General features: G+C 74.0%; 20 protein-coding genes. 10 read left to right on the plus strand and 10 right to left on the minus strand.

Annotation, left to right across the window (positions count from 1 at the left end; genetic code table 11):
* Nucleotides 1–35 precede the first annotated feature (35 nt).
* The gene (gene lipA, locus CGE01nite_RS08370; protein WP_048343621.1) at nt 36–1,037 is read right to left on the minus strand and encodes a lipoyl synthase; all 1,002 of its coding nucleotides are present in this window, start codon (nt 1,035–1,037) and stop codon (nt 36–38) included.
* Nucleotides 1,038–1,183: 146 nt separating this feature from the next.
* On the opposite strand from lipA, the gene CGE01nite_RS08375 reads away from it, so the two are divergent.
* On the plus strand, nt 1,184–1,675 hold the full coding sequence (locus CGE01nite_RS08375; protein WP_048343620.1) for a flavodoxin domain-containing protein: 492 nt from the start codon (nt 1,184–1,186) through the stop codon (nt 1,673–1,675).
* Between the two features lie 35 nt (nt 1,676–1,710).
* Here CGE01nite_RS08375 and lipB read toward each other — a convergent pair whose 3' ends face one another.
* Nucleotides 1,711–2,370, minus strand: a complete 660-nt coding sequence (gene lipB / locus CGE01nite_RS08380; protein ID WP_141370220.1) for a lipoyl(octanoyl) transferase LipB — start codon at nt 2,368–2,370, stop codon at nt 1,711–1,713.
* 43 nt (nt 2,371–2,413) lie between these two features.
* Between lipB and CGE01nite_RS08385 the strand changes: the two genes are divergently transcribed.
* On the plus strand, nt 2,414–3,436 hold the full coding sequence (locus CGE01nite_RS08385; RefSeq protein ID WP_141370222.1) for a Gfo/Idh/MocA family oxidoreductase: 1,023 nt from the start codon (nt 2,414–2,416) through the stop codon (nt 3,434–3,436).
* Between the two features lie 65 nt (nt 3,437–3,501).
* A complete protein-coding gene (locus tag CGE01nite_RS08390; RefSeq protein ID WP_141370224.1) occupies nt 3,502–4,932 on the plus strand; it encodes a protein kinase family protein in 1,431 nt (476 codons plus the stop codon).
* Nucleotides 4,933–4,935: 3 nt separating this feature from the next.
* On the opposite strand, the gene CGE01nite_RS08395 is transcribed toward CGE01nite_RS08390, so the two are convergent.
* The 5 genes from CGE01nite_RS08395 to CGE01nite_RS08415 form a co-directional block, all read right to left on the minus strand.
* Complete coding sequence (locus tag CGE01nite_RS08395; protein WP_141370226.1) at nt 4,936–5,826, minus strand: TIGR01777 family oxidoreductase; 891 nt, start codon at nt 5,824–5,826, stop codon at nt 4,936–4,938.
* A 127-nt stretch (nt 5,827–5,953) separates the two neighbouring features.
* Nucleotides 5,954–7,753, minus strand: coding sequence for a 2-oxoglutarate dehydrogenase, E2 component, dihydrolipoamide succinyltransferase (gene sucB / locus CGE01nite_RS08400; protein ID WP_141370228.1), 1,800 nt, complete (start codon nt 7,751–7,753; stop codon nt 5,954–5,956).
* 27 nt (nt 7,754–7,780) lie between these two features.
* Nucleotides 7,781–9,166 carry a dihydrolipoyl dehydrogenase gene (gene lpdA / locus CGE01nite_RS08405; RefSeq protein ID WP_141370230.1) on the minus strand — a complete coding sequence of 462 codons (1,386 nt, stop codon included), beginning with the start codon at nt 9,164–9,166 and terminating at the stop codon, nt 7,781–7,783.
* 193 nt (nt 9,167–9,359) lie between these two features.
* Nucleotides 9,360–9,713 (minus strand): hypothetical protein, encoded by a 354-nt coding sequence (locus tag CGE01nite_RS08410; protein WP_053071492.1) that lies wholly within the window; start codon nt 9,711–9,713, stop codon nt 9,360–9,362.
* A gap of 52 nt (nt 9,714–9,765) precedes the next feature.
* Nucleotides 9,766–11,289, minus strand: a complete 1,524-nt coding sequence (locus tag CGE01nite_RS08415) for a leucyl aminopeptidase (protein ID WP_048341500.1) — start codon at nt 11,287–11,289, stop codon at nt 9,766–9,768.
* 61 nt (nt 11,290–11,350) lie between these two features.
* Here CGE01nite_RS08415 and CGE01nite_RS08420 point away from each other — a divergent pair, with 61 nt between their 5' ends.
* From CGE01nite_RS08420 to CGE01nite_RS08435, 4 genes are read left to right on the plus strand one after another with little or no spacing between them, the layout of a single operon-like run.
* Nucleotides 11,351–11,710, plus strand: coding sequence for a hypothetical protein (locus tag CGE01nite_RS08420; RefSeq protein ID WP_048341501.1), 360 nt, complete (start codon nt 11,351–11,353; stop codon nt 11,708–11,710).
* Nucleotides 11,707–12,147 carry a hypothetical protein gene (locus CGE01nite_RS08425; protein WP_141370232.1) on the plus strand — a complete coding sequence of 147 codons (441 nt, stop codon included), beginning with the start codon at nt 11,707–11,709 and terminating at the stop codon, nt 12,145–12,147. The genes CGE01nite_RS08420 and CGE01nite_RS08425 overlap by 4 nt, the downstream gene beginning before the upstream one ends.
* Nucleotides 12,148–12,151: 4 nt before the next feature.
* A complete protein-coding gene (locus CGE01nite_RS08430; protein ID WP_141370234.1) occupies nt 12,152–13,207 on the plus strand; it encodes a quinone-dependent dihydroorotate dehydrogenase in 1,056 nt (351 codons plus the stop codon).
* Nucleotides 13,204–13,413 carry a hypothetical protein gene (locus CGE01nite_RS08435; protein WP_048341504.1) on the plus strand — a complete coding sequence of 70 codons (210 nt, stop codon included), beginning with the start codon at nt 13,204–13,206 and terminating at the stop codon, nt 13,411–13,413. The genes CGE01nite_RS08430 and CGE01nite_RS08435 overlap by 4 nt, the downstream gene beginning before the upstream one ends.
* A 10-nt stretch (nt 13,414–13,423) precedes the next feature.
* Here CGE01nite_RS08435 and yczR read toward each other — a convergent pair whose 3' ends face one another.
* On the minus strand, nt 13,424–14,905 hold the full coding sequence (gene yczR / locus CGE01nite_RS08440; protein ID WP_053071493.1) for a MocR-like transcription factor YczR: 1,482 nt from the start codon (nt 14,903–14,905) through the stop codon (nt 13,424–13,426).
* Nucleotides 14,906–14,966: 61 nt separating this feature from the next.
* On the opposite strand from yczR, the gene CGE01nite_RS16955 reads away from it, so the two are divergent.
* Both CGE01nite_RS16955 and yczE read left to right on the plus strand, forming a co-directional pair.
* Nucleotides 14,967–15,143, plus strand: coding sequence for a hypothetical protein (locus CGE01nite_RS16955; RefSeq protein ID WP_156186509.1), 177 nt, complete (start codon nt 14,967–14,969; stop codon nt 15,141–15,143).
* The gene (gene yczE / locus CGE01nite_RS08445) at nt 15,140–15,799 is read left to right on the plus strand and encodes a membrane protein YczE (RefSeq protein WP_048341505.1); all 660 of its coding nucleotides are present in this window, start codon (nt 15,140–15,142) and stop codon (nt 15,797–15,799) included. Before CGE01nite_RS16955 ends, yczE begins: the two co-directional genes overlap by 4 nt.
* A gap of 45 nt (nt 15,800–15,844) precedes the next feature.
* Here the strand turns inward: yczE and CGE01nite_RS08450 are convergent, their stop codons facing one another.
* Complete coding sequence (locus CGE01nite_RS08450; protein ID WP_048341506.1) at nt 15,845–16,855, minus strand: aldo/keto reductase family protein; 1,011 nt, start codon at nt 16,853–16,855, stop codon at nt 15,845–15,847.
* A 63-nt stretch (nt 16,856–16,918) separates the two neighbouring features.
* Nucleotides 16,919–17,515, minus strand: coding sequence for a DUF3043 domain-containing protein (locus CGE01nite_RS08455; RefSeq protein ID WP_053071494.1), 597 nt, complete (start codon nt 17,513–17,515; stop codon nt 16,919–16,921).
* A 32-nt stretch (nt 17,516–17,547) separates the two neighbouring features.
* On the opposite strand from CGE01nite_RS08455, the gene CGE01nite_RS08460 reads away from it, so the two are divergent.
* Complete coding sequence (locus tag CGE01nite_RS08460; RefSeq protein WP_141370236.1) at nt 17,548–18,936, plus strand: dipeptidase; 1,389 nt, start codon at nt 17,548–17,550, stop codon at nt 18,934–18,936.
* The last annotated feature ends 60 nt before the right edge of the window (nt 18,937–18,996 follow it).

An 18,996-nucleotide genomic window follows, 5' to 3' on the forward strand; every position in this document is an offset into this window, starting at 1 on the left:
GCACCAGTCGTCGGAGGCGCTGGGACGGGCCCGGCTCAGCGGGCGAGCAGGCTCGACGCCTCCTGGCGTGCGGTGGTCGGCTCACCCAGGTGCGCGAGCGCGTCGGGGATCGGCAGGCCGCGGCGGCGCATGGCCTGGCCCCACAGGCGACCGGCCCGGTACGACGAGCGCACCAGCGGGCCGGACATGACGCCCAGGAACCCGAGCTCCTCGGCGACGGTCGACAGCTCGACGAACTCCTCGGGCCGCACCCACCGGTCCACGGGGTGGTGCCGCACCGACGGGCGCAGGTACTGCGTGATCGTGATCAGGTCGCAGCCCGCGTCGTGCAGCGCACCGAGCGCCTCGACGACCTCGTCGTACGTCTCGCCCATCCCGAGGATGAGGTTGGACTTGGTGACCAGACCGGCCTCACGCGCCCGGGTGATGACCGACAGCGACCGGTCGTACCGGAAACCGGGCCGGATCTGCTTGAAGATGCGGGGCACGGTCTCGAGGTTGTGCGCGAGCACCTCGGGCCGCGACGCGTTGACCTCGTCGAGCAGCTCGGGGATCGCGTTGAAGTCCGGGATCAGCAGCTCGACACCCGTGCCCGCGTTGAGCGCGTGGATCTGGCGGACCGTCTCGGCGTACAGCCACGCCCCGCCGTCCGGCAGGTCGTCGCGCGCGACGCCGGTGACCGTGGAGTACTTCAGGCCCATCGCCTGCACGGACTCCGCGACGCGGCGCGGCTCGTCGGCGTCGAAGTCCGCGGGCTTGCCCGTGTCGATCTGGCAGAAGTCGCACCGCCGCGTGCACTGGTCACCGCCGATGAGGAATGTCGCCTCGCGGTCCTCCCAGCACTCGAAGATGTTGGGGCAGCCGGCTTCCTCGCACACGGTGTGCAGGCCCTCACGCTTCACCAGGCCCTTGAGCTCGGAGTACTCCGGGCCCATGGTGGCGCGCGTGCGGATCCACTCGGGCTTTCTCTCGATGGGCGTCTGGGCGTTGCGTGCCTCCACGCGCAGCATCCGGCGCCCCTCGGGTGCGATCGTCACGTGGCCACACTAGCCGCAGCGCGCACGGGTGCACCCGCGCACGCACGAGGCGGGCGTCACAGTCACGGGACCTGGGTCCCGCGCCGCGGGGCTGGTCAGCGGTCAGGCTGGACGCAGGCAACGGTGCCTTCTGGGAGGAGACGACCATGCGAGTGCTGGTGAGCGTTGCGTCCCGCCACGGGGCGACCGCCGAGATGGGCGAAGTCGTCGCCGCGGTCCTGCGGGAGGCCGGGCACACGGTCGACGTGACCGCGCCGGACGACGTCGAGCGCGTGATGCCGTACGACGCCGTCGTCCTCGGCTCCGCGGTGTACGTCGGCCGGCTGGCTGCGTCCCTGCGCGACCTCGTCGTGCGCCAGGGTGCCCACCTGAGGCTGCGTCCCGTGTGGCTGTTCTGGTCGGGCCCGGTCGGCAGCCACCCGACGACGAGCGTGCCCGACGACGTCGAGGCCATGGTCACGGCCACGGGGGCGCGTGAGGCGAAGTGCTTCATCGGAGCTCTCGACAAGGCGTCGCTGTCGATGTCCGAGCGCGCGCTCGTCGCCCTGGTGCGGGCGCAGGACGGCGACTACCGCGACCTCGACGCCGTCCGGGCGTGGGCGATGGGCGTCGCGGAGGAGCTGACGACCGCGGCCTGACGCGCGGACGGGTCGGTGCGGGAGGTCGGTGCGCGTCAGCGCGCGTCGGCAGGCTGCGTGGCGAGCAGCGGCGCGAGCTCGTGCGCGAGGTGCTCACGCACGAGCGGCACCACCTCGGCGATCGGGACGCGGCGGCCGAGCTCGACGCTCAGCGACGTCACGTCCGCGTCCGGGATGCCGCACGGCACGATGCGGTCGAACGCGTGCAGGTCGGGCTCGCAGTTCAGCGCGAAGCCGTGCATCGTCACGCCACGGGACACGCGGACACCGATCTGAGCGACCTTGCGCTGCAGGCCGCCGGGCCGCGCCTCGAACCACACGCCGCTGCGTCCCTCGACGCGCGTCGCGGTGAGCCCCAGGTCGGTGCACGTGTCGATGAGCGCCTGCTCGAGCGCGCGCACGTAGCGCACGACGTCCACGGGCTCGCGCAGCCGCACGATCGGGTAGCCGACGAGCTGACCCGGCCCGTGCCACGTGATCCGGCCCCCGCGGTCGACGTCGACCACGGGTGTGCCGTCGACGGGGCGGTCCCACGCCGCGGTGCGGCGCCCGGCGGTGTAGACGTCCTCGTGCTCGCAGAGCAGCACGGTGTCCTCACCGCCCGCGACGACGGCGGCGTGCACCTCGCGTTGCCGATCCCACGTCGGGACGTAGGGGAGCAGCCGGGTCCCGAGCTCGAGCTCCTCGAACAGCATGCCGGTCAGCCTAGGCGCTGTCGGCGGTCCTAGGGTGAGGCGCATGAGCACGCTACGAGTCGCGCTGATCGGCTACGGGGGCGCGGGCCGGGGGATCCACGCGCGTCTGGTCCGGGCCGCGGGGCAGCAGGTGGTGGCGGTCGTGACCGGCAGCCGATCCGACCAGGTGGCCGCCGACTGGCCCGACGCGCGCGTCGTCCCCGACGTCGACGCCCTGCTGTCCGACCTGCACGGCGTGGACCTCGTCGTCGTCGCGAGCCCGACCGGCGAGCACGTCGCGCACGCGACGGAGGCGCTCGCGGCGGGTGCTCACGTGCTGGTCGACAAGCCGCTCGCGACGACGGCGCAGGACGCCGCCGCCCTGGCTGCGCGCGCCGACGGACGGCTCACGGTCTTCCAGAACCGTCGCTGGGACCCCGAGCAGCTCGCGCTGCTGGACCTGCTGGGACGCGACGAGCTCGGGCCCGTGCACCGGTTCGAGCGGCGCTGGGAGAGGTTCCGCCCGCAGCCGCAGGACCGGTGGAAGGAGAACGACGAGGACGCCGGCGGCCTGCTGCTCGACCTCGGTTCGCACCTCGTCGACTCCGCGGTGCAGCTGTTCGGTCCCGTGCGTCAGGTGTACGCCGAGCTCGCGGCGCGCACGACGCCCGCGGTCGACGACGTGTTCCTGGCGCTGCACCACGACAGCGGCGTCCTGAGCCACCTGCAGGCAGGCGGGCTCGTGGGCGCGCCTGGCCCGCGGACGCGCGTGCTCGGAGCGCGGGCCGCGTACCTCGTGACGAGCTTCGAGGGCGAGCCGACCCCGTTCGAGGCGCTCGACGACGCGTACGAGGAGAGCCGCCGTCCCGGTGAGCCGGTGCACGAGGGCTGGCTCGTCCGCGGCGCCGAGCGCACGCCGGTGCCCGCGCCGCGCGGGGGGCACCACGACATCTACCCGGCCCTCGCGGAGTGGGTGCTCGGTGGCGCACCGGCGCCGGTGGACCCGGCCGATGCGGTCGCGACCGCGCGCGTGCTCGACGCCGCGCGGCGGTCGGCGGCCGAGGACGAGGTGGTCCGGCTCACCTGAGCCCGCGCGCGGGCCTGTGGACGAGCGACGACGCCCGGATGCGCACTCCGCTTCGATGTGCGTCCATGACGAGTGACGTGCGAGTCAGCCCCGAGGTCGACCTGGCGCTCGCCGCTGCGGGCTACCGCGCCCTGGCCCCCGGGGACGACGGCGCGCTGGTCGCGGTCGCGCTCGATGGTTCGGAGCGCCGCGTCGAGCTGCACGTGCTGCCGGCCGACGACACGACGCGTGCGCGCGTCGGCGCGTGGCGGTCGGTGCGGCACGAGCACCTGGTGCGCGTGCTCGAGGTGGTGCCGCTGTCGGCCGCCGAGATCGGGGTCTTCTCCGAGCACCTGCCCGGCCTCAGCCTCGTCCGGCTGTGCGCCGCGCGTGGACCCCTGTCCGACGGCGAGGCCGCGACCCTCGCGATCCCGGTCGCGCAGGCGCTCGAGGCGATGCACGCCGTCGGCATCCAGCACGGCGGCGTCGGTCCGCGCTCGATCGTCGTCGACGCGGACGGGCGTCCGGTGCTCGCCGGGCTGGGTGTCGCGCTGCGGCACGTCCCCACGGCGTCCGACGAGTCCGCCGCCGACGTCCGTGCGCTGCTCGCCGCGGTGCTCGAGCCGCTCGCCGTGCCCGGCACGGGCGGGGGAGACGGCTCGCTCGGTGAGGCGCTCGAGGACCTGCTGCACGAGCCTGCGCCGAGCGCCGCGCGCGTGGTGGACCGGTGCTTCCGCGTCGCCGTGCCGCAGCCGGTGCGGCTGCCCGACCGGGCCGGGACCGGGCGGGACGTGGCGCACGACCTGGGGTCGCTGCGCGCGACGGCCCGCGGCGACAGCGGGGGCCGCGCGCGACGGGGTGGTGCGAGAGCCGGACGGCACGGCGCGACCAGTCGGCTCCGCCCGGCGAGCGACGTGGAGAGCGGTCCCGTGAGAGGGCGCGGCCCGGCCGGGCGACCCGGCGTGGCGCGCGTGATGATCGCCGGTGCGTGCGCCGTGGTGCTGGCCGCCGCGGTGACGGTGACCGTGCTCGTCGCACCGTGGCGCGCGACCACCGACGGGGGGACGGCCGCCGCGGCGCCCGGCCCGGTCGCGGGCCCGCGGGCGACGTCGGTGCCCGCCCGGACCGATCCGCGGGACGCAGCGGTCGCGCTCACGCAGCGGCGTGCGTCCCTGCTCGCACAGGGACGCGCGGCAGCGCTGCACGAGGTCGAGGTGGTCGGTTCGCCCGCGCACGAGGCCGACTCCCGGCTCGTGGCGCAGCTCGACGGTGACCGGGTCAGCGGCCTCGAGGTGTCGGTGACGGACGTCGAGCGGCTCGAAGCTCCGCGCGACGACGCCGGGTCGAGCGACGACGAGGTGCGCGTGCAGGTCACGAGCACCACCAGCGCGTACGAGCGCGTGGCCGCCGACGGCTCGCGACGAGCCGGCGGTCCTGCCGCGACCTCGACGGTCGTGCTCGTGCTGCGCTGGACCGACCAGGGCTGGCGGGTGTGGGACGTGGCCCCCGCCACCTGAGCCCTAGGACTGCTCGGCCGCCCACCGTGCGGCGGCCGGCAGGTCACGGTGCTCGGGCACGAACCCGCTCGCCTCGAGCGCGGCGGGGACCGCACGCACGGACCCGAGCACCTCGGAGGCGAAGTCGCGCAGCGCGAGCCGCAGCGCGAACGCCGGGACTGGCACGCGCGCCGGCCGGTGCACAGCCTGCGCGAGGGCCTCGACGACGTCGGCGTTCCGGTCGGCACGCGTGACGAGGTTGACCGGGCCGGCGACGTCAGCGGTCAGCAGGTGCTCGATCGCCCGCACCTCGTCGTCCAGCGTGATCCACGACCAGTACTGGCGGCCCGAGCCGAGCCGGCCGCCCAGCCCGGCGCGCAGGATCGGCCACAGCGGTCGCAGCGCGCCACCGCCGGCGCCCAGCACGACCCCGGTCCGCAGGTGCGCCACGCGCACCCCGGCCGCGGCAGCGGGCTCGGTGGCCGCCTCCCACTGGCGCACGACGTCGGCGAAGAACGTGGTGCCGAGCGGCTCGGTCTCGTCGACCTCGGTGTCGCCCCGGTCCCCGTACGCGCCGATCCCCGACGCCTGGAGCAGCACGCGCGGGCCGTCGTCGAGCGTCGCGAGCCTGCGCGCCAGCAGCCCCGCGGTGTCGACCCGTGAGGCCAGCACGTCGCGCTTGCGCGCCTCGGTGAGCGGCCGGGTGCCGGGGTTGGTCCCGGCGAGGTTCACGACGGCGTCGAACCCCCGCAGGGCGTCGGGTGCCAGCGACCCGCGTGCGGGGTCCCATGCGATCTCCTCGGGCCGCGTCTGCGCGTGCCGCACGAGCACGTGCACGTCATGACCCGCCGACCGCAGCCGGGGGAGCAGGGCCGAGCCGATGAAGCCGTGGGAGCCAGCGACGACGATGCGCATCCCGTCACCCTAGATTCGAACGGCCTGACCTGCGCCCGCAGTCACTTCCCGCGTCGCTTGCGGACGGGTGCGCGAACGGCCCGACCCCCGCGAGGGGACCGGGCCGTTGCGCGCGACGAATGGGGCGTCAGAGGCCGAGCTCGGCCTCGAACGCGCCCTCCTCGAGCCGGGCCTTGATGGCGGAGAGGTACCGCGAGGCGTCCGCGCCGTCCACGAGCCGGTGGTCGTAGGACAGGCAGAGGTAGCACATCGACCGGACCGTGATGACGTCCTCGCCTTCGGGGCCCTTCACCACGGCGGGGCGCTTGACGATCGCGCCCGTGCCGAGGATCGCCGACGTGCCGCCGGGGACGATCGGCGTGTCGATGATCGCGCCGCCCGAGCCGGTGTTGGTCACCGTGAACGTCGCGCCCGAGAGCTCGTCGGGACCGATCTTGTTGTTCCGCGTGCGGGTCGCGAGGTCCGCGATCTTGCGGGACAGACCGGCCAGGTTGAGATCGCCCGCGTCGCGGACCACGGGCACGACGAGGCCGCGCTCCGTGTCGACCGCGATGCCGACGTTCTCCTGACCGTGGTACGTGATCTGGTTGCCCTCGAGGACGCCGTTGATCTTCGGGAACGCCTTGAGTCCCTCGATGGCGGCGAGCACGAAGAACGGCAGGAACGTGAGGTTCGTGCCCTCGCGCGCCTTGAAGTCCTCCTTCGCGGCGGCGCGCAGGCGCGCGATCTTGGTCACGTCGACCTCGACCACGGTCGTGAGCTGCGCCTGCGTGTGCAGGGCCTCGACCATGCGCTCGGCGATGATTTGGCGCAGTCGGCTGGCCTTCTCGGTCGTGCCGCGCAGCGGCGAGACCGTGGGCACCTTGGCGGCCGGTGCGGGAGCGGCAGCGGCGGGCGCGGCGGCGGGCTGCGCGGCGGCGGCCTTGGCGGCCTCGGCCTTCGCGGCGGCCTCCAGCACGTCCTCCTTGCGGATGCGGCCACCGACGCCGGTGCCCGTCAGGGACGCGACGTCGACACCCTTCTCCGCGGCGAGCTTGCGCACGAGCGGCGTGAGGTAGCCGCCCGAGGCTGCCGGCGCTGTCGCAGTCTCGCCAGCGGAGGCTGCGGCCGGAGCAGCCGGGGCTGCGGGAGCCGGTGCCGCCGCAGCGGGAGCCGGTGCCGGGGTCGCGGGCACCGGCGCCGGCGCCTGCGCGGCGGGCACGGGTACCGGGGCGGCCTCGGCGGGAGCCGGAGCCGGAGCGGCGGCCGGGGCGGCCTGCTGCGTCGCGGACCCGATGCGGGCCAGGACAGCGCCGACCTCGACGGTCTCGTCCTCCTGGACGAGGATCTCGGTCAGCGTGCCGGCCAGCGGCGACGGGATCTCGGTGTCGACCTTGTCGGTCGAGATCTCGAGCAGAGGCTCGTCGACCTCGACGGCGTCACCGACGGACTTGAGCCAGCGCGTGACCGTGCCCTCGGTGACGGACTCGCCGAGCGCGGGCAGCGTGACGTCCTGCGCGTCGCCTGCGGCCGCCGCCTGCGCGGGTGCCTCCTGCGCCGACGCGGCGGGCGCGGCCTCCTCGTGCTGCTCGGGCGACTGCTGAGCGGGCGCCGCCTCGGCGGCGGGCTGCTCGACGGGAGCCTGCTCGGCAGGGGCCTCCTGCGCGGCGGGCTGCTCGGCCGGCGCCTCGTCGGACGACCCGGCGCCCTCGCCCGAACCGATCACGGCGAGCGCTGCGCCGACCTCGACCGTCTCGTCCTCCTGGACGAGGATCTGCTCGAGCACGCCGGCGAACGGCGACGGGATCTCGGTGTCGACCTTGTCGGTGGAGATCTCGAGCAAGGGCTCGTCGACCTCCACGGTGTCGCCGACGTTCTTCAGCCAGCGGGTGACGGTGCCTTCGGTGACGGACTCACCGAGCGCAGGAAGCTGCACGTTCTGGGACATGACCGCGTCGTCTCCTTCGATTCCAGGTCAGTTGTGGGCGTGCAGCGGCTTGCCGGCGAGGGCCAGGTGGGCCTCGCCGAGCGCCTCGTTCTGCGTCGGGTGGGCGTGGACCAGGGCGGCGACGTCCTCCGGGTACGCCTCCCAGTTCACGATGAGCTGGCTCTCGCCGATGAGCTCGCCGACGCGCGCGCCGATCATGTGCACGCCGACGACGGGGCCGTCCTTCTGGCGCACGAGCTTGACGAAGCCCTGCGTGCCGAGGATCTTGCTCTTGCCGTTGCCGGCCAGGTTGTACTCGAGCGACTCGACGCCGTCCTCGCCGTAGAGCTCCTTGGCGCGCGCCTCGGTCACGCCCACGGAGGCGACCTCGGGCTCGGAGTACGTCACGCGGGGGATGCCCGACTCGACGATCGGCTGCGGGTTGAGGCCCGCGATCTGCTCGGCGACGAAGATGCCCTGCGCGAACCCGCGGTGCGCGAGCTGCAGGCCGGGGACGATGTCGCCGACGGCCCAGATGTTCGCGACGCCCGTGTGCAGCTTCTCGTCGGTGATGACGAAGCCGCGGTCGAGCGTGATGCCCTGCTCCTCGAAGCCGAGGCCCGAGGTGCTCGGCCCGCGGCCGACGGCCACGAGCAGCACGTCCGCGTCGAACGTCTTGCCGTCCTCGAGCGAGACGTGCACGCCGTTGTCGTCCTGCGTGACGCCGGAGAACCGGACGCCGAGGTTGAACGCGATGCCGCGCTTGCGGAAGGCACGCTCGAACGCCTTGCTCAGCGCCTCGTCCTCGTTGGGGACCAGGTGCGGCAGGGCCTCGACGATCGTGACGTCCGCGCCGAACGACTTCCACACGCTCGCGAACTCCGAGCCGATCACGCCGCCGCCGAGGATGACCGCGGACTGCGGGATCCAGTCGAGCTGCAGCGCCTGGTCGGACGTGATGACCCGGCCGCCGATCTCGAGGCCGGGCAGCGAGCGCGCGTACGAGCCGGTCGCGAGCACGATGTGCTCGCCGGTCAGCGTCTGGCCGTTCACCTCGACCGTGTTCGGGCCGGTGAGCTTGCCGTAGCCCTCGACGACGGTGATGCCGCGCGACTTGATGAGCCCCTGCAGACCCTTGTACAGGCCGCCGATGACGGTGTCCTTGTACTGGTTCACGCCGGGCATGTCGACGTGGTCGAGCGTCGTGTGCACGCCGTAGTGCGCGCCCTCGCGGGCGTTGTCGGCGAGCTCGGCGGCGTGCAGGAGCGCCTTGGTCGGGATGCAGCCCTTGTGCAGGCAGGTCCCACCGACCTTGTCGGCCTCGACGAGGGCGACGGTCTTGCCGAGCTGGGCGGCGCGCAGGGCAGCCGCGTAGCCACCGCTTCCCGCTCCCAGGACGACGATGTCGAAGGCGGTGCCGGTGGTCTCGGCCACGTGCAGACTCCTCAGCTCAAGGACGACGGGTCGGCGGACCGCGCGCTCGAGGCGTGGGTCTGCCCAGTCGCCGACCATCTTGTCATCCAAGCCGCGACCGAACGAACCCGGGGCGCACGATTCCGGGTGTGATGCTGGGAACAGTCATCCCACGAATCGTCGGTGAGTGCGCCCGCGGCGGGTCCCGGGCCGGTCAGGACGACGCGCGGCGCCGTTCGATCCGCTGCCGCGCGTTCCAGTCGCGCACGCGCTGCGGGTAGCCGGTGCGCTGGACGTCGTAGACCGGGATGCCGAGCGTCTGCGCGAGCTCGGCGGCGGCACGCACGTCGGGGACCCGGCGGCGCGTCCACTCGCCGTCGGTCGCCACGAGCATCACGGTCGTCGGCGTGACGTTCGTCTTCGGCTCGACGTACGCCTCGACGCCGACGCGCGTGCGCGTGAACTCCTGCAGGTGCGCGAGCGTCGCCTCGCGCACCTCCTTCTGCGACGGCTCCGCGGGCACGGAGGCGTCGTTCGCTCGACGCGACGACCGTCGGAACAGACCCATGCGGTGAGGGTAACCGCACGACCTGGCGGTCGGCGGGCAGTTCGCGACGAGCTCAGGCGCGCGACTCCACGAAGGCGAGCAGCGTGCGCACACCGACCCCGGTGCCGCCGACGGGCGTGTAGTCGTGCGCGGTGCGCTCGTTGAACGCGGGTCCCGCGATGTCGAGGTGCGCCCAGGGGGACTCGCCGACGAACTCGCGCAGGAAGACGCCGGCGGAGAGCATCCCGCCCCAGCGCTCGCCGATGTTCGCGATGTCCGCGACCTTCGACTTCAGGCCCGCGCGCAGCTCGTCCGGCAGCGGCATCGGCCAGAACAGCTCGCCCGAGGCCGTCGCGGCGTCGACCACCTGAGCGCGTGCGTCCTCGGTACCCATCACGGCCGAGACACGGTGACCGAGCGCGACGACCTGCGCGCCCGTGAGGGTCGCGATGTCCAGCACCACGTCCGGCTTCTCCTCGAGCGCCGCGACCAGGCCGTCGGCCATCACGAGCCGGCCCTCGGCGTCGGTGTTGAGGACCTCGACGGTCGTGCCGCCCCGGATGGTGAGCACGTCGGACGGGCGCTGGGCCGTGCCCGACGGCATGTTCTCGGCCAGGCAGAGCCAGCCGGTGACGGCGACCGGCAGGCCGAGCTTGGCCGCCGCGACGACGGTGTGCAGCACGGCCGCCGCTCCCGCCATGTCGGACTTCATGGCCTCCATGCCCGCGGCGGGCTTGATCGAGATGCCGCCCGAGTCGAACGTGATGCCCTTGCCGACGAGCGCGACGGTCGCGCGCGGCTTGGCGGGGGAGTAGGAGACGCGCACGAGCCGCGGCGGACGGACCGAACCCTGTCCGACGCCGACCAGGCCGCCGTACCCGCCCGAGGCGAGCGCCTTCTCGTCGAGCACGGTGACCTTGAGGTTCTTGGCGCCCGCCTGCTTGACCGCGGCCTTCGCCTCGTCGGCGAACGCGGAGGGGTACAGGTCGTTGGGGGCGGTGTTCACCAGGTCGCGCGTGGCGTGGACCGCGGCCGCCACGACCTCGGCACGCGCCACCGCGTCCTGCGCGGCGCGCTCGCGCGTCCGGTCGGTGACGACCTCGACACGCGCGACGGGTGCGGCGTGCAGCGCGTGGTAGCGGCTGAACGCGTACGCGCCGAGCAGCGCGCCCTCGGCCACCGCGCCGACCGCGCCGGCGTCCGGCGTCGGGAGCGCGACGGCGACGGACTCGAGCCCGGCGAGCTCGCGCGTCGCGGCGCCGGCGGCGCGACGCAGCGCCTCGCGGCCCGCGTCCGACCCGTCGAGCTCGGTCTCGCCGACGCCCGTGAGCACGAGCGTGGACGCCTTCAACCCGATGCCCGGGATGCGGCGCACCTCGTCGACCGCACCCGTGATGCCGAGCCGCGCGGCGTCGCGCGCGAGGAGTTGTGTGAGCTCCTTGGGCAGCCACGCGGCGTCGACCGCGTCGACCGCGTTGCCTCGGGGCCGGACGGCGACCACGACGGCGTCGACGGCGAGCTGGGCGGGGTTCTTCGAGGTCAGCGAGATCACGCCCCCGATCGTAACCGCGCGAGCGCCCGGGACCACGGGACGCATGGCCGGGCCGTCTCGCGTCGCGACGCCGGACGGTGGTCGCCGGCGGGTAGGTTGTGCAGCCGTGACCGTCGTCCTCTCGCTGCTCGTCGCGCTCCTGTGCGCCGCCCTCGCGGGGTGGGCGCTGTGGTTCGTCGTCGCCGACCGCGCGGTGGTCCTGCGCCAGCTCTGGGGCGGCGCGGTGGTCGAGGGTGCCCTCGTCGTGCAGGCCGTGGTCCTGGCGATCGTGCAGGCCACGGGTGACCACGGCGTCGACGGCGTGCTCCTGTGGGGCTACGTCGTGACGCAGCTCGTCGTGCTGCCGATCGCCGCTGCGTGGGCGTTCGCGGAGCGCACGCGCTGGAGCTCGGTCGTCCTGCTCGTGGCGACGTTCACGGTCGCCTTCCTGCAGCTCCGGCTCCTGCAGATCTGGGGGACCCTGTGACCGACGTCGCGCGCGCCACGCGTCCCACCGGTACCGGCGGCGGGCGCCTCCTGGTCGCCGTCTACGGCGTCCTGGCGCTGGCGGCGACCGCCCGCGGTCTGTACCAGGTGACCACCAAGCTCGACGAGGCGCCGCTCGCGTACCTGCTGTCGCTGCTCGCCGGCATCGTCTACGTCGTCGCGACGATCGCCCTGGCCCGCGACCTGCGCCGCCTCGCGTGGGCCACGGTCGGCTTCGAGCTGCTCGGGGTGCTGGTGGTGGGCACGCTGTCCGTGGTCGACGTCGGCGACTTCCCCGACGAGACCGTGTGGTCGCAGTTCGGCGCGGGCTACGGCTACGTGCCGCTCGTCCTGCCGTTCGTCGGGTTGTGGTGGCTGTGGCGGACCGGCCGTGCACCGGACAGCCCCTCCTCGACGGGCGCCGCGACCGTAGGGTGAGCGCGTGTACCGCCTCCTGTTCGACCTGGTCTTCCGCCGCATGGATCCCGAGCGCGCGCACGAGGTCGCGTTCTCGCTGATCGGATTCGTGGGGCGCGTCCCCGGCCTGCGCGCCGTCGTCGGCCGCGTGTTCGCGGTCCCGGCCACGGGCGCCACGCACGTGTGGGGCCGGGCCTTCCCCGGTCGGTTCGGTCTCGCGGCAGGGTTCGACAAGAACGCCCGGGCTGTCGAGGGCCTCGCGATGCTGGGCTTCTCGTTCGTCGAGATCGGGACCGTCACCGCACACGCGCAGCCGGGTAACGACAAGCCGCGCCTGTGGCGCGTGCTCGACCGGCGTGCGCTGCGCAACCGCATGGGCTTCAACAACGAGGGCTCGCAGGTGGTGGCGCGCAGGCTCGAGCGCCTGCGGTCGACGCCGCACGGCCGGCGGCTCGTGGTCGGCGTGAACATCGGCAAGACGAAGGTCACGCCCGCCGAGCACGCGGCGATCGACTACGCCACGAGCGCGGGCCGCCTCGCGGCGTACGCCGACTACCTCGTCGTGAACGTCTCGTCGCCGAACACCCCCGGCCTGCGCGACCTGCAGTCGGTCGAGGCGCTGCGGCCGATCCTCGAAGCGGTGCGGGAGGCGGCCGACGAGGCGACGACGCGCGCCGCGGTCGCCCCCGTCCCGCTGCTGGTCAAGATCGCGCCGGACCTGTCCGACGAGGACGTCGACGCGGTCGCCGACCTCGCCGCCGAGCTCGGCCTGGACGGCGTCGTCGCGGTCAACACGACGATCGCGCACGACCTCGGCCCCGGTGGCCTGTCCGGCCCGCCCGTGCTCGCACGCGGGCTCGACGTAGTGGCCCGGCTGCGCACCCGGCTCGGCCGCGACGCGGTGATCATCGGGGTGGGCGGCATCACGACGGCCGCCGACGCGCGCGAGTACCTCGCGGTCGGCGCGACCCTCGTGCAGGGCTACACGGGGTTCATCTACCAGGGCCCGGCGTGGGCCGCCCGCATCGGCAGGGCACTCGCAGCCGACGCGCGGCGCACGCGGGCGGCGGTGGTGCGATGACGCTGCGGCCGCAGTGGGAGTGGCGCCTCGAGGACGGGGCCGGACCGGTCGACCGTCCGGTGAGCCCGGTGTTCGGCAACCGCTATGACGCCGAGCAGTGGCTCGGGGAGCACTGGCGCGCGCTCGCCGCGCAGGGCGTGGTCGCGGCGTCGTTGCGGCACGAGGAGCGCGGGGTCGGTCCGACGATCGCCTTCCCGCAGGCCTGACGCGCGTCCGTCACACGACGACGAGCGAGCCGGTGGGTGACGACGCGCGCACGTCGTCGTCCACGCCCAGCTCCGCCCAGGCACGGGCGAGGCCGTCCACGGCCAGCTCGAGCCGGTCCGGCGGCTCGGTGAACGGCACGCGCAGGTAGCGCTCGAGGCCGGGCTCGACGCCGAACGCCGGTCCGGCCGCGACGCGCACGCCGTGCCGCGGTGCGAGCGCGGCGAGCGCGGACGACACCGGGGCACCCAGGTCGACCCACAGCGACAGCCCGCCCGCCGGACGGTTCGGGGTCCACGACGGCAGCCGCTGGGCGATCAGCGCGCGCACGAGGTCGCGGCGCTCGCGCAGCTGCTGGCGGCGGCGTGCGAGCACGGCGTCACGGTCGGCGAGCAGGCGTGCGACGACGAGCTGGTCGAGGACCGACGAGCCGATGTCGACGTGGCCGCGGTGCACCGTCAGCCGCCCCACGAGGTCGCGGTGCCCGCGCACCCACCCGATGCGCAGCCCGCCCCAGTAGCCCTTGGACGCCGAGCCGAGGCACGCGACGTGCGGGGACGTCCCGTCCCCGGCGAACGACGCGGGATCGGGCCCCTCGAGCGTGAGGTCGGTGAGCGCCTCGTCGCCGACGACCAGCGTGCGCGTGCGGTCGGCCAGCTCGCGCACCTGCGCGCGCGCGTCCGCGCTCAGAGACGTGCCCGTCGGGTTGCGGTGGTCGGGGATGAGATAGGCCAGCCGCGGGGACGCCTGCCGCAGTGTCGACGCGAACAGGTCGAGGTCGATGCCGTCGGGACCGGACGGCACGACCACGGGCCGCGCGGAGGCGGCGCGGACGGCGTCGATCGCGTGCGGGTAGGTCGGGTGCTCGAGCAGCACGCGGTCGCCCGGGCCGGCGTGGGCGCCGACGAGCAGGTGGATGGCCTCCTGCCCGCCCGTGGTGACGAGCACCTGGTCGGGCGTGGTCGGCGTCCCGCGCTCGGTGTAGCGCGCCGCGATCGCCGCGCGGAGCTCGGGCAGGCCACCGGGGAAGTAGCCCGTGGTGGGCAGGTAGCGGGGGAGCAGGTCGAGCGCGTCGCGGACCGCGGCGTGCAGCTCGTCGGGGGCGAACGGAGCGGCGGTGGTGAGGTCGACGAGGTCGTCGGCGCCCTGGGCCGCGCGGAACTGGCCCGTCGTCGAGGGCAGGCGCGTGGGGAGCGTGGTGACGGTGCCCGACCCGCGGCGCGAGGTGAGGTAGCCCTCGTCGCGCAGGGTGTCGTACGCCGCGGTGGTGGTCGTGCGCGAGACCCCGAGGGCCTCGGCGAGCTCACGTTCGCTGGGCAGCCGCGTGCGCAGCGGGAGAGCGCCGGACAGGACCGCCTGGCGCAGCGCGTCCGCGAGTGCACCGTAGGCGGCACCCGGCCGCGACCACGAGCCGATGATCGAGCGGACGCCGTGGCCCGAGACGCGGCGGTCGCTCGTCAGCGGCGGCTCGGCGCGCGTGGCGGTCGAGGTCATGAAGCCACTGTTGCATCAATGGCTATGGAATGTATAGCCAGGACGCACCAGATTGGCGGTCATGTGGGTGTGGATGATGTCGGTGATGGTGGTGGTCGCCCTGATGGCCTCTCTGGTAGCAACGATCCGGGGTGACGGGCGCACCGCCCGGCCTGTGGTGCGCGACTGGGCTGAGGGCACCTCGCTCGAGGTGCCGCGCAGCACGTCGGTGTCCGCGTCCGTCAGGATGAAGCCGTGATCCCCGCACCCGCCGGCCGCCGGCTCGTTCGCCTCGCGCTCGGCCTCGTGCTGTACGCGGTGTCGATCGCGTTGCTCGTCTGCGCGGAGCTCGGCAACATGCCGTGGGACGTGCTGAGCCAGGGCGTCGCCCGACGCACGGGCGCGTCGTTCGGCACGGTCACGCTCGTGCTCAGCGCGCTCGTCCTCGCGTGCTGGATCCCGCTGCGGCAGCGCCCGGGCTTCGGCACGATCGCGAACGTCCTCGTGATCGGCGTGCTCGTCGACCCGTTCCTCGCGCTGTTCGGCGGCCTGGCGGACGTCCCGCTGCCGGTGCGAGTCCTCGTCGTGGTCGCGGGCATCGCGCTCAACGCCCTGGCGACCGCTCTCTACGTCGGCGCGGGCCTCGGTCCGGGGCCGAGGGACGGGCTCATGACCGGTCTCGTGGCGCGCACGGGCCGCTCGGTCGCGCTCGTGCGGACCTCGATCGAGGTCGTCGTGGTGCTCACCGGGATGTTGCTCGGCGGGCGCTTCGGCGTTGGCACCGTCGCGTACGCACTGCTCGTCGGGCCGCTCGTGCACGTGCTGCTGCCGCGGCTGAGCGTCACCGGCACCACGACGCCGACGACAGGTGCGCAGGTCCTGCCCGACGAGCCGGACCGCGCTCCCGTGCGCTGACGGACCGGCGCCGGGCCGGCCCGTCAGCGCGTCGTCCGCGGTGCGTCAGCGCGTGGCAGGCGAGGACTTCACGGTCTCGGCCGGGTCGCGCACGACGCTGTCGCCCAGGACCTCGTCGATCCGCGCCAGCAGCTCGGCCGGGATCGTCACGCCGGACGCCTTGACGTTCTCGGCGACCTGCTCGGGGCGCGACGCGCCGATGATCGCCGCGGCGACGTTGTCGTTCTGCAGCACCCAGGCCACGGCAAGCTGGGCCATCGTGAGGCCGAGCTCGTCGGCGACGGGCCGCAGCCCCTGCACGCGCTCGAGGATCGTCTGGTCCTCCAGGAAGCTGCCGATCATGCGCGCGCCGCCCTTGGCGTCCGTGCCGCGCGAGCCCTCCGGGGCCGGCTGGCCGGGCAGGTACTTGCCGGTGAGCACGCCCTGCGCGACCGGCGACCAGACGATCTGGGACAGGCCCTCCTCGCGCGAGGCGGGTACGACCTCCTCCTCGATGACGCGCCACAGCATCGAGTACTGGGGCTGGCTCGAGACCAGGGGGATGCGCAGCTCGCGCGCGAGCGCGGCGCCCGCACGGATCTGGTCGGCCGTCCACTCGCTCACGCCGATGTACAGGGCCTTGCCCTGACGGACGACGTCGGCGAACGCCACCATCGTCTCCTCGAGCGGCGTCGCGTGGTCCCAGCGGTGCGCCTGGTAGACGTCGACGTAGTCGGTCTGGAGGCGCCGCAGCGAGCCGTTGATCGACTCGTGGATGTGCTTGCGCGACAGGCCCGAGTCGTTGGCGCCCTTGGGGCCGGTCGGCCAGTAGACCTTCGTGAGGACCTCGAGGCTCTCGCGACGCTCGCCCTTCAGGGCCTCGCCGAGCACCGTCTCGGCGGCGGTGTTGGCGTACACGTCGGCGGTGTCGAACGTCGTGATGCCCGCGTCGAGCGCGGCGCGCACGCACGCCGTCGCGGTGTCGTTCTCGACCTGCGACCCGTGCGTGAGCCAGTTGCCGTAGATGATCTCGGTGACCTTGAGTCCCGAGCGTCCCAGGTAGCGGTAGTTGACCATGACTCCACCCTAGGCACAGGGGCGGTGGGCTCCCGCACCGTCAGGGACGACGAGTGAAGATCGTCACTCGGGGTACGCGCGGCGCTTGACCTGGGGCTTCGGCAGGCGCGAACGGCGCAGCTGGAAGGCGCGCATCACGGCGTACATGAGCGTGCCGCGCGGAACGGCACCGAACTTCGCGACGATCCGGCGCTTGAGCCGGAACCAGAGCACCGCGCCGTCGATGATCGCGGCCACGACGTACAGGTACAGGCCGAACAGGGCGATGATGGAGACGGCGGCGTTGATCTGCGCGAACGACAGCTGCACGACGAGGCAGACGGCCGCGATCGGCAGGAAGAACTCGCCGAGGTTGAACCGCGCGTCGACGTAGTCGCGGACGTACCGGCGCAGGGGACCGCGGTCGCGGACCGGCATCGCGCTCTCGTCGCCCGTCTGCATGGCCTTGTACTCGCGGTCGCGCTGCTCCCGCTGGGCCTGGCGCGCGGCCTTGGTGGCGCTCTGGCGGTCGGCCGGGACGAGGGGACGCTTGTTCGCGGCCTCGGCCTCCTTGCGCTTGGGCGTAGGGCGGCCCTTGCGGCTGTCCTCGACGATGCCGACAGGCAGCTCGTCGTCGGCCGGGGTCGAGGTCGTCACGGGGTCGTTGCGGCGTCCGAACACCCCCTCAGGGTAGTCGAGTAGCGTGACTCGCCGTGACCGACGACGACATCACCACCGTTCCCTCTCCTGAGCGGGTCGCGGAGCTGCGCGACCGCACCGCAGCGGCCTTCCCCGCGCTGCGCGCCGAGCTCGAGACGCTCGTGCGGATCCCGAGCGTGTCGAACGCCGAGTTCGACCAGGGGCACGTCGCGGTGAGCGCGGCGCACGTCGCCGACCTGCTGCGCGGCGCGGGCATCGAGGACGTGCGCGTGCTGCACGTCGCGGGGGCGGACGGCCGCCGTGGTCGACCCGCCGTGCTCGCGACCCGGCCGGGACGCGAGGGAGCTCCGACGGTGCTGCTGTACGCGCACCACGACGTGCAGCCGCCCGGTGACGAGGCCGAGTGGCAGACGCCTCCGTTCGAGCCCGTCGAGCGCGACGGCCGTCTGTACGGGCGCGGGGCGGCGGACGACAAGGCCGGCATCGTCGCGCACCTCGGTGCGCTCCGGGTGCTCGGCGACGAGCTCGGCGTCGGCCTCGTCGTGTTCGTCGAGGGTGAGGAGGAGATCGGCTCGCCCACGTTCGGCGACTTCCTGCGGGCGCACCGCGACGAGCTGTCGGCCGACGTCATGGTGGTCGCGGACTCGTCGAACTGGGCCGTCGGGGTGCCGGCGCTCACGACGTCGCTGCGCGGGCTGGTCGACCTCGAGGTCGAGGTCGCGGCGCTCGACCACGCGATCCACTCGGGCATGTACGGCGGTCCGGTGCTCGACGCGCCCACGCTGCTCGCGCGCCTGATCGCGACGCTGCACGACGAGAACGGTGACGTCGCGGTCGCAGGGCTGCAGCACGCGCCCGACCCTGCCGTCGACTACGACGAGGCGGCGTTCCGCGCGGACGCGGGCGTGCTGGACGGCGTGCAGCTGGCCGGGACCGGCCCGCTCACGGCCCGCATGTGGACGCGACCCGCGATCAGCGTGATCGGCTTCGACGCGACGCGCGTCGCGAGCGCCTCCAACACCATCGCCCCGCGCGCGACCGCCAAGCTGTCGGTGCGGATCGCGCCCGGCAGCGACCCCGCGCAGGCGATGGCGGCCGTGCGCAGCCACCTCGAGGGGCACGCACCGTTCGGCGCGCACGTCACGGTGCGCGAGGGCGAGCAGGGCAAGCCGTTCCAGGCGCCCGACGACTCCGCCGCGATGCGGGTCGCGCGGTGGGCGTTCGCACAGGCATGGGGCACCGACCCGGTGGACATCGGCATCGGTGGGTCGATCCCGTTCATCGCCGACCTGCTCGAGCTGCGGCCCGACGCCGCGATCCTCGTGACGGGCGTAGAGGACCCCGACTCGCGTGCGCACGGCGCCAACGAGTCCGTGCACCTCGGTGAGCTCGAGAAGGTCGTGCTGGCCGAGGCGCTGCTGCTGGACCGCCTCGCCCGCTGACCCGGACGCGCCGCCCGGCCTGAGCCGTCCCGACCTCGCCGCGGAGCCGAGTGCGGCCCG

Source organism: Cellulomonas gelida (genome assembly GCF_006538725.1).
GTDB lineage: Bacteria > Actinomycetota > Actinomycetes > Actinomycetales > Cellulomonadaceae > Cellulomonas > Cellulomonas gelida.